Below are 13,203 nucleotides of genomic sequence, written 5' to 3' on the forward strand. Positions count from 1 at the left end.
CGGGTGGCCCTGAAAGCACAGGGCGTTGAGCGCGATCCAGAGAGGCATGGTTCAGGTTCCGGGGTCGGCAGCGGGCGGCGGCCGGCGCGCGCTGCCGCGCGGCCCGGCGATGCGCCGCTGCCATTCAAGGACGAAGACGAAGAAGACGGGCACGAAGAACACGGCCAGCACCGTGCCGCTGACCATGCCGCCGAACACGCCCGTGCCGATGGCGTGCTGGGTCTCGGCGCTGGCGCCCGATGCCAGCATCAGCGGCACCACGCCCAGCGCAAAGGCCAGCGAGGTCATGAGGATGGGCCGCAGCCGCAGGCGTGCGGCCTTGATGGCAGCCTCGCGCAGGTCCTGGCCTTCCTCGCGCAGTTGCTTGGCGAATTCCACGATCAGGATGGCGTTCTTGGCCGACAGGCCGATGATGGTGATCAGGCCCACCTTGAAGAACACATCGTTGGGCATGCCGCGCAGCAGCACGGCCGCCACGGCGCCCAGCAGGCCCAGGGGCACGACCAGCATCACCGACAGCGGGATGGACCAGCTCTCGTACAGCGCGGCCAGCACCAGGAAGACCACCAGCATGGACAAGGCCATGAGCAGGGGCGCCTGCGCGGCCGACTGGCGCTCCTGCAGCGACTGGCCGGTCCAGGCCACGGCAAAGCCGGGCGGCAGCTGGGCCGCCAGCCGCTCCATCTCGGCCATGGCCGCGCCGCTGGACGTGCCGGGCGCAGGCGTGCCCGAGATGCGCGACGCCAGGAAGCCCTGGTAGCGCACCAGCTGCAGCGGCGTCTCCGACCACACCGGCGTGGCGAACTCGGCCAGCGGCACCATGCCGCCCGAGGCATTGCGCACGTTCAGCCGGAGCACGTCATCGACCTGCATGCGCGCGGGCGCGTCGGCCTGCACGATGACCTGCTGCATGCGCCCGGCGTTGGGGAAGTCGTTGACATACAGCGAGCCCATGGCCGTGGACAGCGTCTCGCTGATGGCGGCAAAGCCCACGCCCAGGGCCTGGGCCTTCTGGCGGTCGATCTCCAGCCGCACGCTGGTGCCCGAGGGCAGGCTGTCCTGGTAGGCCGAGCCCAGCACGCTGCTGCTGCCGGCCAGCGCCAGCAACTGGTCGGTGGCCGACTTGAGCGCGGCATGGCCCTGGCCGGTGCGGTCCTGCAGGTACATGGTGAAGCCCGAGGAGGTGCCCAGCTCGTCGATGGCCGGGGGCTGCAGCACCATGATGGCGCCCTCGGGCGCGTGTTCCATGGCCTTTTGCGCGAGCGAGACTTCCTCGCCCGCCGTGGCGCCGTCGCGCTGGTCCCAGTCCTTGAGCGTGGTGAAGGCCATGGCCGCGTTCGGGCCCGAGCCCGCGAAGCTGAAGCCCAGCACCGAGATGCTGGAGGCGATGCCGGGGCGCTGCGCCACATGCTCCTCATAGCGCTTGACCACGTCCAGCGTGCGCTCGGCCGTGGCATCGGCCGGCAGCTGGATGGACGCCATGAAGTAGCCCTGGTCCTCCTCGGGCAGAAAGGCCGAGGGCAGCTGGCGCAGCGCAAACACCAGGATGGCCACGATGGCCGCGAACAGCAGCATCATGCGGCCCGTGCGCCGGACCAGGCCCGTGACATGGGCCTCGTAGCGGTTCGTCAGCCGCTCGAAGCCGCGGTTGAACCAGCCGAAGAAGCCTTTCTTCTCATGGTGGCCCGCCGCCACCGGCTTGAGCAAGGTGGCGCACAGCGCCGGTGTCAGGCTCAGGGCCAGGAAGGCCGAGAACAGGATGGACACGGCCATGGACAGCGTGAACTGCTGGTAGATCACGCCCACCGAGCCGCTGGCGAACGCCATGGGAATGAACACCGCCGTCAGCACCAGGGTGATGCCGATGATGGCGCCCGTGATCTCCTTCATGGCCTTGAGCGTGGCATCGCGCGGCGACAGGCCTTCCTCGGCCATGAGGCGCTCCACGTTCTCGACCACGACGATGGCGTCGTCCACGATGATGCCGATGGCCAGCACCATGCCGAACATGGTCAGCACGTTGATGGAAAAGCCCGCCACCAGCATCACGGCGAAGGTGCCCAGCAGCGCCACGGGCGCCACGATGGCCGGGATCAGCGTGTAGCGCAGGTTCTGCAGGAACAGGTACATCACCAGGAAGACCAGCACCATGGCCTCGACCAGGGTCTGCACCACCTTCTCGATGGAGATCTTGACGAAGGGCGCGGTATTGAACGAGATGGTGTGCTCCATGCCCCTCGGCAGGATGGAGGCCAGCTCGGCCATGCGCTTTTGCACGGCGGCGGCCGTGCGCACGGCATTGGCGCCCGGCGACAGCTGCACAGCGGCGCTGGTGGCGGGCTTGCCATCCTCGCGGTTGGAGAAGGCATAGGACTGCGCACCCAGCTCCACGCGCGCCACGTCGCCCAGCACCAGGCGGGAGCCGTCGGCATGGGCGCGCAGCACGATGGCCGCGAACTGCTCGGGCGAGGTCAACTGGCCCTGCACGGTGAGCGGCGTGGTCACGCGCTGGCCCGGGGCGATGGGCGCATCGCCCACGCGGCCCGGGGCGATCTGCATGTTCTGCTGCTGGATGGCCTGGGTGAGGTCGCCCATGGACAGCCCGTAGGAGATCAGCTTGGCCGGATCGACCCAGACGCGCATGGCGCGCTCGGTGCCGAACAGCTGCACGCGGCCCACGCCCTCGATGCGCCGCAGCTCCTCGACGACATTGCGCGCCATGTAGTCATTGAGTGCCAGCTCGTCGAACTCGCCGCCCGGCGAGATCAGGCCCACCAGCAGCAGAAAGCTCGACGTGGCCGACTCCACCTGCAGGCCGTTCTGGCGCACGGCCTGCGGCAGGCGCGGCTCCACGGCCTTGATGCGGTTTTGCACATCCACCTGGGCCAGCTCGGGGTTGGTGCCGGGCTTGAAGGTGGCCTTGATCTCGGCCGAGCCCGAGGTGTCCACCGAGGACTCGAAGTACAGCAGGTGGCGGACGCTGGACAGCTCGCGCTCGATCAGCGAGACCACGGAGTCATTGAGCGTCTTGGGCGTGGCGCCCGGATAGGTGGCATACAGGCTCACCGTGGGCGGCGCCACCGTGGGATAGCGCGAGATCGGCAATTGCGGAATGGCAAGCACGCCCAGCAGCACGATGAACAACGCGATGACCCAGGCAAAGACGGGCCGGTGAATGAAGAACTGTGGCATGGACGCGAGGTCTGGTTTTCAATGCACGCCAGGGCGCGCTGCGGAAAAAATACGGCGCCTGGCGCCGACACATCTGAGAGGCCATCCGGATGCAAATCCAGATTGCCAGGAGGCATGGGGATGGAGGAAACTCCTGCCGGTGCGGCTTCGGCCTGCGGCGTGTTGCCGCCAGGGCCATTCATCCATGGAGCCGCTGCAAAGCTAACAGCTCTCCCACCCGCTCATACGGCATTGCCGCTGTGACTTCATATTCAGGGATTTGTTTCGCATGCCGGCCAATTGCGGCGGCACAGGGAAACAGCTTGCGTTCTTTCGATGGCATTTCGGCCCGGGAAATGTGGAAGAACGATGGAGATGAACACAGCCCCCGCCGCGACCCCAAAATGGCTTCTATCATTGCCCAGCCCTTGCCTTTCCAGCCATCGACATCGCTCATCCTCGTCGCCGAGGACGAGCCCGAGATCGCAGACATCCTGTGCGCCTACCTGGCCCGCAGCGACCTGCGCACCGTGCATGCCGCCGATGGCCAGCAGGCCCTTGAACTGCACCACCACTTGAAACCCGATCTCGTTCTTCTCGACGTGCAGATGCCACGCCTCGACGGCTGGCAGGTGCTGTCCGAAATCCGCCGGCGCGGCGACACGCCCGTCATCATGCTCACCGCCCTCAACCAGGACGTGGACAAGCTCATCGGCCTGCGCATTGGCGCGGACGACTACGTGGGCAAGCCCTTCAACGCGGCCGAGGTCGTGGCGCGCGTGCAGGCCGTGCTGCGCCGCTGCGGCCAGGGCCGGCTCCGCGATACCAAGCTGCTGCAGGCCGGCCCCTTTCGCGTGGACCTGGACAGCCGCGAGGTCAGCGTGCAGGTGCAGGGCGCCACGCATGTGCCCGAACTCACCGTGACCGAATTCAACCTGCTGGCCAGCCTGGTGCGTTCGCCCCGACGCGTGTTCAGCCGCGCCGAGCTGCTGCTGAGCTGCCTGCCCGAAGGCCACACGCTGGAGCGCACCGTGGACAGCCACATCAGCAAGCTGCGCAAGAAGCTCGAAGGCCTGGGCCTGCAGGGCATGCCCGACAGCGTGCGCAGCGTGGGCTACCGGCTGGGGATGGACCCATGAGCGCCGCACAGGCCGCTGGCCGGGGAGTGCCGTCATGAGCGCAGCGGCCGGGCTGCGCCGGCAGGTGGTGCTGACCATGTCGGCCGTCACGCTGGCCGTGGTGGTGCTGTGCGTGCTGGGCTCGTACGCCTTCTATGCGCTGCTGCTGACCTTTCACCCGGCCAGTGTCTCCGACGGCTGGATGCCCTCCAGCGTGGAGCTGGCCTGGGTGCTACTGACCCTGGTGGTGGCCATGCTGATCGCCATCTTCGTGGCCACGCGGCTGTCGCGGCGCATCCTGCCCTCGCTGGACTCGGTGGCCATCAGCCTGCGCCAGCTGGCCGAGGGCGACCTGTCGGCGCGCGCCAGCACGGACGACAGCGCGCTGCACGAGGCCGCGCAGCTGGTGCACGACTTCAACAGCCTGGCCCGGCGCCTGGAAGGCATGGCGCAGGAGCGCGCCTTCTGGAGCGCGGCCATCGCCCATGAGCTGCGCACGCCCGTGACCATTCTCAGCGGGCGGCTGCAGGGCCTGTCCGACGGCGTCTTCCTGCCCAGCAAGGACATGCTGGCCAGCCTGATGACCCAGGTCGAGGGGCTGACCCGCCTGATCGACGACCTGCGCCTGCTGGGCCTGCAGGAAAACGGCCATCTGCAATTGCAGCTGCGCCAGACCTGCCTGGCGGGCGAGGTGCGCTCGGTGGCCCTGGCCGTGGGGCCGGCGCTGGAGCAGGCGGGCCTGCAGCTGGCGATGGAGCTCGATGACCAGCCCGTGGTCTGCGACCCCGTGCGCATACGCCAGGCCCTGCTGGCCCTGCTGGAAAACGCCATGCAATATGCCCAGCCCGGCCCCCTGCTGGTGGCCGCGCGCGTGCGCCACGGCCTGTGCACCGTGCGCGTGGAAGACAGCGGCCCCGGCGTGGCGGCCGACCTTGCGCCGCGCATCTTCGACGCTTTCCAGCGCGGTGAAGGCGCCCGCAGCCGAAGGAATGCCAGCGTAGGAGCAGGCAACGGCAGCGGACTGGGCCTGGCCGTGGTGCAGGCCATTGCGCAGGCCCACGGCGGGCGGGCACAGTGCCTGCCGGGCGAGCGTGGCGGCGCGCTGTTCGAGCTGAGCTGGCCGGCCTGACCTTGTCAGAGCCGCAGATCAGCCTGCGAAATCATCGGCCCGCACATGGCGTGCGTCCCAGGCGGCAGCCAGCGCAGCCGCCCGGCCCAGGCGCACGCGGCCTGATTCAAAGTCCACGATGCCTGCCTCCTGGGCCGCCGCAGGCCGCGCAGGCCGCTCGCGCGTGCGGCCGTCGGTGAGCAGCCACAGCCAGCCCTGGCAGGAGGCCTCTGCGCCGCAATGGCGCTGCAGCAACTGGCCCGCCTGCTCCACGGCCGCCTGCAGCGGCGTGCCGCCGCCCCCGCCAATGGGAGCGATCCAGTCGTCATTCCAGGCCGCTGCCTTGCGCGGCGGCAGGCGCAATTCCACGCGCGTGCCCGCAAAGCAGATCAGCGCCACCTGCTCGCGGCGACGGTAGGCCTCTTCCATCAGCGACAGCAGCACGCCCTTGGCCCGCGCCAGTGCGCCGCTGGCGGCCATGGAGGCCGAGCAATCGAGCACAAAGCAATGCAGCCGCGTGGCCTGGGGCGGCTCACGGCGGCGCTGCAGATGTTCAGGCGCCAGTGCCTGGGCGCCGCGCGCGGCCAGCGTGCGCGGCCAGTCCCAGCTGCCGGTGGCCTGCCCGCCCTGCGCCTGTGCCAGCCGGGGCTGGCCGGTCGCCTGCTGGCCCGCCCCCGCAGCCCTTGCCTGTGGCGTGGGGCCGCGAGGGCTCAGGCTTTTTTTGTGGCGGGCGCTCCCGCCTTTGCGGCCTCGCGGGCCAGCAATGAGGGCACGGCGACACGCAGCAGGCCCACGGGCTCGGGCGGCATGGCGCCCCAGTCAGCCTCGGAGGGCGGGCTGTCGCCTGCGCCGTTGGCCGTGGATTCCGCAGGCGGCCGGCTTTGTGCCGGCGACTGCGAAGGCGGATTCGATGGCGCTTGCTGTGGTGATTGCTGCTGTGGCTGCTGCTGCGGCGCCCCCGGCTTGCGGCGGTGCACAAGGACCAGCTCGGCCACGGCCTGCACATGGTCGGGCGTGACCTCGGCATCGCCCAGCCAGGCGGCCCAGGCACGGGCGGCGCGCAGCAGCACCAGGTCGGCGCGCAGGCCGTCCACCTGGGCGGCAATGCACAGCGCGCCCGCGGCCTGCAGCACCGCGTCGGACCAGGGCAGCGCGCCGGCCGGCTGCAGGCGCTCGCGTGCCGTGCGCAGCTGCGCGGCCAGCGCGGCCTGGGCGTCTGCATGGCGGGCGCGGAAGGCGGCCGGGTCGGCATCGAACAGCAGCCGCGCGCGCACGATGGCCTGGCGCTGGACCGCATCCTGCACATTGGCCAGGCGCACGCACAGGCCCAGGCGGTCCAGCAGCTGCGGGCGCAGCTGGCCTTCCTCGGGGTTCATGGTGCCCACCAGCACGAAGCGCGCCGCGTGGCGGTGCGAGATGCCGTCGCGCTCGACCACGTTGACGCCGCTGGCAGCCGCATCCAGCAGCACATCGACCAGGGCATCGGGCAGCAGGTTGATCTCGTCCACATAGAGCACGCCGCCATGGGCGCGCGCCAGCAGGCCGGGCGCGAATTTGAGCGCATGGCCGGCCATGGCCTGGCCCAGGTCCAGCGAGCCGGCCAGATGCTCCAGCGAGGCGCCCAGCGGCAGCGTGACGAAGGGCGCGGCATCGATGAGCTCGGCCAGCGCGCGCGCGGCCGTGGACTTGGCCGTGCCGCGCGGCCCCTCGATCAGCACGCCGCCCAGTTGCGGGTCGATGGCGGCCAGCAGCAGCGCCTGGCACAGCAGGGGCTGGCCCGCGATGGCGGCAAAGGGAAACAGCGGCGGCAGCGCGGGCTGGGCGCCGCTGCCCAGGTCAGGGGAGGCGGTCATCCGCGCAATCCTTCGAGATGGTTTTCATGTTCCAGCAGCAGGTCTTCCAGCTGCTGGCGATAGTCGCCGGGCTGCTCCCACAGGCCGCGCTGCATGGCTTCGAGCAGGCGCTCCAGCATGTCGCGCAGGGCCTGCGGATTGTGCTGCACGAGAAAGTCGCGCGTGGCCGCATCCAGCACATAGGCGTCGGCCACCAGGGCGTACTGGTGGTCGCCCACCTGCTGCGTGGTGGCGTCGAAGCCGAAGAGATAGTCCACCGTGGCCGCCATCTCGAAGGCGCCCTTGTAGCCGTGGCGCTTGGCGCCGTCCATCCACTTGGGATTGGTGACGCGCGAACGCACCACGCGCGCAATCTCTTCCTTGAGCGAGCGCACGCGCGGCTGGGCCGGGTTGGCGTGGTCGCCGTGGTAGAGCGCGGGCTGGCGGCCCGAGAGGTGGCGCACGGCCGAGGCCATGCCGCCCTGGAACTGGAAGTAGTCGCCCGAGTCGAGGATGTCGTGCTCGCGGCTGTCCTGGTTGTGGGCCACCACGTCGAGCTCACCCAGGCGCCGGCGCAGCGCGTCGCCTGCGGGCACGCCCTCGGCATCCTGGCCGTAGGCGTGCTGGCTCCAGCCCAGGTAGGCCTGGGCCAGGTCGGCATCGCCCTGCCAATCACCGCTCTGGAACAGTCCGCCCAGGCCCGATCCATAGTGGCCGGGCGGCGCGCCGAACACGCGCCAGCCGGCCTGCAGGCGGGCCTGCACGGCGTCCATGCCCTGCGCCTGCAGTTGCTCGGCCTCGGCCAGGATGCGCGCGCGTATGGGGTTGTCCTCGGCGTCTTCGTCCAGCGCGGCCACGGCCTGCACGGCCGCGTCGAACATCTGCACGGCGCCCGGGAAGGCATCGCGGAAAAAGCCCGAGATGCGCAGCGTCACATCCACGCGCGGCCGGCCCATGCCCACGCGCGGCACCACCTCGAAGTCCACCACGCGCTGGCTGCCGGGCGCCCACTTGGGGCGCACCCCGATCAGCGCAAAGGCCTGGGCGATGTCGTCGCCGCCCGTACGCATGGTGGCCGTGCCCCAGACCGACAGGCCCAGGGTGCGCGGGTACTCGCCATGCTCCTGCAGATAGCGCTCCAGCAGCCTGAGCGTGGCCTGCTGGCCCAGCTCCCAGGCGGCCTGGGTGGGAATGGCGCGCGTGTCCAGCGTGTAGAAATTGCGCCCCGTGGGCAGCACGTCGGGCCGCCCGCGCGAGGGTGAGCCGCTGGGCCCGGGCGGCACGAAGCGGCCCTGCAGGCCGCGCAGCAGCTGGCGCAGTTCCTCGCCGCCGCAGGCATCCAGCGCGGGCGCCAGCACGGCATGCACCTGTTGCAGCGCGGCGCGCGTCTGCGGCCAGTCCCCGGCCGGGGCCTCACCTTCCAGCAACTGCTGCGCCAGCAGCTCCAGGCGCTCGCGCGTGTCGCCCTCATGGCGCCAGGGCTCGTCGCTCACGGCCTGCAGTGCGGCGGGGCGCGCGCCGGTCCAGGGGCGTGCGGGCTCCATGCGCAACGGGTCGAAACCGGGGCTGTCCAGCAGGTCGGCGGCCAGCGCCTGTATCAGGCCTTGGCCTTCGTCCGATGGGAAGCGCGCCAGCGCCAGCAGCGTGTCGCGGCGCTGGCGCCCTTGCGGCGACGCACCGAAGACATGCAGGCCGTCGCGGATCTGGGTTTCCTTGAGCTCGCACAGGTAGGCGTCTATGCGTTCGAGCACGGCATCGTCGTCCTGCGCGGCACCGGGCGCCAGGTCCAGCTCCTGGTCCAGGTGCTGGCGGCGCACGATGTCCAGGATCTGGCGGCGCAGCAGCGCGCCGCGCCGCGCATCGACCAACAGGGCATCGTAGTACTCGTCCACCAGGCGCTCCAGGTCCTGCAGCGGGCCGTGGTTTTCGGCGCGCGTCAGCGGCGGCATCAGGTGGTCGATGATCACGGCCTGGCTGCGGCGCTTGGCCTGGGCGCCTTCGCCGGGATCGTTGACGATGAAGGGGTACAGGTGCGGCAGCGGGCCCAGGATGGCATCGGGCCAGCACGCGCCCGACAGCGCCAGGCTCTTGCCCGGCAGCCATTCGAGGTTGCCATGCTTGCCCACGTGGACCATGGCGTCCACGGCAAAGCGGTCGCGCAGCCAGAAGTAGAAGGCCAGGTAGCTATGGGGCGGCACCAGCTCGGCATCGTGGTAGCTCGCATAGTCCTGCGCGCCCATGCCTTTACCGACCAATGCACGCGCCGGCTGTATGCCGACAAAGACATGGCCCAGGCGCAGGCCCGCGATCATGAAGCGGCCCTGGCGCAGCAGCGGGTCGGCCTCGGGCGCGCCCCAGCGCGCCGTGATGGCGTCGGCCATGCCGTCCGGCAGCGCGGCCAGGCGCGCCAGGTACTCGTCCAGCGCATAGCTTTGCCAGGCCGGGCGCAGCGGCCACTGGGCAGGGTCGTTGGCAATGCCCTGCTGCAGGGTGTGCATCAGCGCCTCGCCATCGGCGGGCAGCTGCGCGGGGTCGCCCAGCTCATGCCCTTCGGCCGCCAGGTGCTGCAGGATGGCGATCACCGAGGCCGGCGTATCCAGCCCCACGCCGCTGCCGATGCGGCCTTCGCTGCCCGGATAGTTGGCCAGCACCAGGGCCAGGCGCTTGTCGCGCGCGGGCAGGCTGCGCAGGCGGCACCAGCGCCAGGCCAGGTCGGCCACGAAGTCCACGCGGTCGGGCTCGGGCTGGTAGGCCACCACGTCGGCCTGGGTGAAGGCGCAGCGGTGGGACAGGCCCTTGAAGCTGATGGCGCGCGTGATGATGCGGCCATCCATCTCGGGCAGCACCACCTGCATGGCGATGTCGCGCGGGCGCAGGCCCTGGCTGTCGGCCCACCAGTCCTCGCGGTTGCCGCCGCTGGCAATGACCTGCAGCACGGGCGCATCTCCGGCCAGGGCCGTGCCCGATTCCAGCGCCGAAAACGCCGTGGTGTTGAGCACCAGCTGCACGGCATGGTCTTCGCAGAGCTGGCGCAGCGTGGCCAGGCACAGCGGGTCCTTGAGCGAGTCCAGCGCCACGGGCAGCGGGTTCATGCCGCGCTGCTGCAGCGACAGGGCCATGGCGTCGAAGGCCGCCGTATTGCCCGCCAGCAGGTGGGAGCGGTAGAACACCAGGGCCACGGTGGGCGCGCCCGGCGTCCAGGCGCGCTGCAGGTCGTCGATGCCGGCCACGTCATGGGCATGGACCTGGGCCTGGGAATGGCTCCTGGCAGCGAACAGCGCCGGGGGAACGTGGACAGCCGCCTGCGGCAGGGTGCGCGGCGGCAGCGGCGCATCGCCCCGGTCCAGCCCGTGGTAGACGGTGGCCTTGAGGAACTCGCGCGCATTGGCCGCGCCGCCCGAGCGCAGGTACTGCCACAGCTGGCGGCAGGCGGCGGCCGGCAGCGTGCTGCGCGCCAGCAGGTGCGGGTCTTCCTGCAGGTCACCCGAGAACATGGCCAGGCGCTGCCCCTTGCGGCGCGCCAGCGAGCCGATCTGCTCGATGCCGTAGGGCCAGGCCGACTCCGAGCCCAGGTGGTCCACGATGACCACGCGCGCATGGCGCAGCACCTCGTCCACATACAGGTCCAGCGAGGCGGGCTGGCGCAGGTACAGCAGATTGGCCAGCCGCACCGAAGGGAAGTCCGCCGACGCCCCGGCCAGCGCGGCCACGGCCGAGGACAGCAGGGCCAGCGTGGTGTCGGCCGAGCTCAGGATGACGATGTCGGCCGGCGTCTGGTCGAGGCGGGTGACGATGCTCTCGTCCTCGACAAAGCCGCCGGGGCGCGTGGACAGCAGGTGCATGGAACAGGTTTCAGTGCGGAATCGGAAGGTCAGGCGGCCACATTCTCCAGGCCCTTGCGCAGCGCTGCTTCATCAAGGTCTTGCCCGATGAACACCAGGCGCGTGCCGCGTGCCTCGCCCTCGCGCCAGGCGCGGTCGAAGTGGTGGTCGAAGCGGCGGCCCACGCCCTGCAGCAGCCAGCGCATGGGCTTGCCCGGGATCTCGGCAAAGCCCTTGACGCGCAGGATGCTGTGCTGCTCCACCAGCGTCTCCAGCGCGGCCAGCAGGCGGTCGCGGTCCACGGCGGGCAGGTCGATCACGTAGGAGTCGAAGTCGTCGTGGTCATGGTCCTCGTCGTGGTCATGGTGGCTCACGCGTTGGTCGATGGTGGTCTCGGCCGCCTTGGCCAGGCCCAGCACCACGTCCAGCGGCAGGCGGCCCTGGGACGATTGCACGATCTTGACCTCGGGCGGCAGCTCCTCGCGCACCAGGGCGGTCACGCGCGCCAGGGCATCGGCATCGGCCAGGTCGGTCTTGTTGAGCACCACCAGGTCGGCCGCACCCAGCTGGTCCTCGAAGAGTTCGTGCAGCGGCGACTCGTGGTCCAGGTTGGGGTCGGCGCGGCGCAGCTCGTCCACGGCCTGGGGATTGGCGGCGAACTGGCCGCTGGCGGCCGCTGGCGTATCCACCACGGTGACCACCGCGTCCACGGTGAACACGTTGGCGATCTCGGGCCACTGGAAGGCCTGGACCAGGGGCTTGGGCAGGGCCAGGCCCGAGGTTTCGATGATCACGGCGTCGATCTGGTCGCGGCGCTCGGCCAGCGCGCGCATCACGGGGAAGAACTCCTCCTGCACCGTGCAGCACATGCAGCCGTTGGCCAGTTCGTACAGCGCGCCTTCGCGCTCGTTGCCCTCGTCGTCGCAGCCGATGCCGCAGCCCTTGAGGATCTCTCCGTCGATGCCCAGCTCGCCGAACTCGTTGACGATGACGGCAATGCGCCGACCATCTGCGTTGTCCAGGATGTGGCGCAGCAGCGTGGTCTTGCCGCTGCCCAGGAAGCCGGTGACGATGGTGGCGGGAATCTTGGCGGTTTGCATGGAAGGTTCTCCAGAAAAAAGAGGAAGTCAGACGGTGGCGAAAGGCACGGCGCTGCGCAATGAAGGGAGAACCTCCTGCGCAAACAGTTCCATGCCGGCGAGGGCCTGGGCATCGCCCCACAGGCCGTTGGCGTTGAAGACGCAGCGCAGCTGGCCAATGCCCGTGCGCTCGCGCAATGCGGTGATCTGCGCATGGCACTGTTCGGGCGTGCCATGGATGAATTGCTCGGCCAGCACGCGCGGCACATCGATGGGCAGCACCTGGTCGGCCGGCACGCCGCGCTTGCCCGCAAAGTACACGCGCCGCTGGTACAGCTGCGGCCACAGCGTGGCCAGCTGGGCCTGCACGGCGGCCTCATCGGCACCGATGCAGACATAGCGCGCCAGCGATGAACGCGCGCGCAGCGCGGCGGCATCGCGCCCGCGCTCTCGGGCAGCGGCCTCCAGGCGCTCCAGCTGCATGCCTTCGGGCGGCTCCAGGCTCAGCAGCAGGGGCAGATTCTGATCGACGGCAAAGCCCAGGGTCTCTGCCGTGGAGCCGGCCACATACAAGGGAGGATGCGGGCGCTGCACGGTCGAAGGCAGGGCGGGCCGGTCCTCGAAGCTCCACGGCCCCTGCCCCGCCACGATGGGCCTGCCCGACAGCGCCTCCACCAGGATGCGGCAGGACTGCTCGAAGCGCTCGCGCGTGCTGTCCGCATCGATCTGCAGGGCGTGCAGCGCAGCCGGCTCCGTGCCCCGGCCCACGCCCACGTCGATGCGGCCCGCGCTTTGCAGGTCCAGCTGGGCAATTTCCTCGGCCAGCATCAGCGGATGGTGCAGCGGCAGCACCAGCACCGAGGTGCCCACGCGCAGCCGCTCGGTGCGCGCCAGCACGGCGGCGGCCAGCAGCAGGGGCGAGGGATAGGGCCAGGCGGTATCGGGCACGCGGAATTCGTTGAACCACACGCCCTGGAAACCCAGGCGCTCGGCGCGCTCGAACAGCGCCAGGAATTCACGGTGGTCGCCGCGCGTGGCGTCGCGCGTCCAGCCGGCCAGATCGATGCGCATGGG

General features: G+C 70.3%; 8 protein-coding genes. 2 read left to right on the forward strand and 6 right to left on the reverse strand.

Annotated features, from left to right (window positions below):
• Positions 1–51 precede the first annotated feature (51 nt).
• Positions 52–3,192, reverse strand: coding sequence for an efflux RND transporter permease subunit (locus IAE24_RS06125; protein ID WP_199959064.1), 3,141 nt, complete (start codon positions 3,190–3,192; stop codon positions 52–54).
• 383 nt (positions 3,193–3,575) lie between these two features.
• Between IAE24_RS06125 and IAE24_RS06130 the strand changes: the two genes are divergently transcribed.
• Both IAE24_RS06130 and IAE24_RS06135 read left to right on the forward strand, forming a co-directional pair.
• A complete protein-coding gene (locus tag IAE24_RS06130; protein WP_016448779.1) occupies positions 3,576–4,310 on the forward strand; it encodes a response regulator in 735 nt (244 codons plus the stop codon).
• Positions 4,311–4,344: 34 nt separating this feature from the next.
• On the forward strand, positions 4,345–5,418 hold the full coding sequence (locus tag IAE24_RS06135) for an ATP-binding protein (RefSeq protein WP_013800609.1): 1,074 nt from the start codon (positions 4,345–4,347) through the stop codon (positions 5,416–5,418).
• A gap of 18 nt (positions 5,419–5,436) precedes the next feature.
• On the opposite strand, the gene IAE24_RS06140 is transcribed toward IAE24_RS06135, so the two are convergent.
• From IAE24_RS06140 to IAE24_RS06160, 5 genes are all read right to left on the reverse strand, one after another.
• Positions 5,437–5,898 (reverse strand): vWA domain-containing protein, encoded by a 462-nt coding sequence (locus tag IAE24_RS06140; RefSeq protein WP_084027467.1) that lies wholly within the window; start codon positions 5,896–5,898, stop codon positions 5,437–5,439.
• A 209-nt stretch (positions 5,899–6,107) separates the two neighbouring features.
• Positions 6,108–7,250: an ATP-binding protein gene (locus IAE24_RS06145; RefSeq protein ID WP_199959062.1), complete on the reverse strand. Its 1,143-nt coding sequence runs from the start codon at positions 7,248–7,250 to the stop codon at positions 6,108–6,110.
• Positions 7,247–11,071, reverse strand: coding sequence for a cobaltochelatase subunit CobN (gene cobN, locus IAE24_RS06150; protein ID WP_199959053.1), 3,825 nt, complete (start codon positions 11,069–11,071; stop codon positions 7,247–7,249). Before cobN ends, IAE24_RS06145 begins: the two co-directional genes overlap by 4 nt.
• Positions 11,072–11,100: 29 nt before the next feature.
• Positions 11,101–12,150, reverse strand: coding sequence for a cobalamin biosynthesis protein CobW (cobW, locus tag IAE24_RS06155; RefSeq protein ID WP_199959051.1), 1,050 nt, complete (start codon positions 12,148–12,150; stop codon positions 11,101–11,103).
• A 27-nt stretch (positions 12,151–12,177) separates the two neighbouring features.
• Positions 12,178–13,200 carry an LLM class flavin-dependent oxidoreductase gene (locus IAE24_RS06160; protein WP_199959043.1) on the reverse strand — a complete coding sequence of 341 codons (1,023 nt, stop codon included), beginning with the start codon at positions 13,198–13,200 and terminating at the stop codon, positions 12,178–12,180.
• Positions 13,201–13,203: the final 3 nt, after the last annotated feature.

This window comes from Delftia sp. S65 (assembly GCF_016516495.1).
Classification (GTDB): domain Bacteria; phylum Pseudomonadota; class Gammaproteobacteria; order Burkholderiales; family Burkholderiaceae_C; genus Comamonas; species Comamonas acidovorans.

Coding starts and splice junctions, on each gene's coding strand:
- IAE24_RS06125 (WP_199959064.1), bottom strand. CDS start 3,192: ATGCCACAGTTCTTCATTCACCGGCCCGTCTTTGCCTGGGTCATCGCG.
- IAE24_RS06130 (WP_016448779.1), top strand. CDS start 3,576: ATGGCTTCTATCATTGCCCAGCCCTTGCCTTTCCAGCCATCGACATCG.
- IAE24_RS06135 (WP_013800609.1), top strand. CDS start 4,345: ATGAGCGCAGCGGCCGGGCTGCGCCGGCAGGTGGTGCTGACCATGTCG.
- IAE24_RS06145 (WP_199959062.1), bottom strand. CDS start 7,250: ATGACCGCCTCCCCTGACCTGGGCAGCGGCGCCCAGCCCGCGCTGCCG.
- cobN (WP_199959053.1), bottom strand. CDS start 11,071: ATGCACCTGCTGTCCACGCGCCCCGGCGGCTTTGTCGAGGACGAGAGC.
- cobW (WP_199959051.1), bottom strand. CDS start 12,150: ATGCAAACCGCCAAGATTCCCGCCACCATCGTCACCGGCTTCCTGGGC.
- IAE24_RS06160 (WP_199959043.1), bottom strand. CDS start 13,200: ATGCGCATCGATCTGGCCGGCTGGACGCGCGACGCCACGCGCGGCGAC.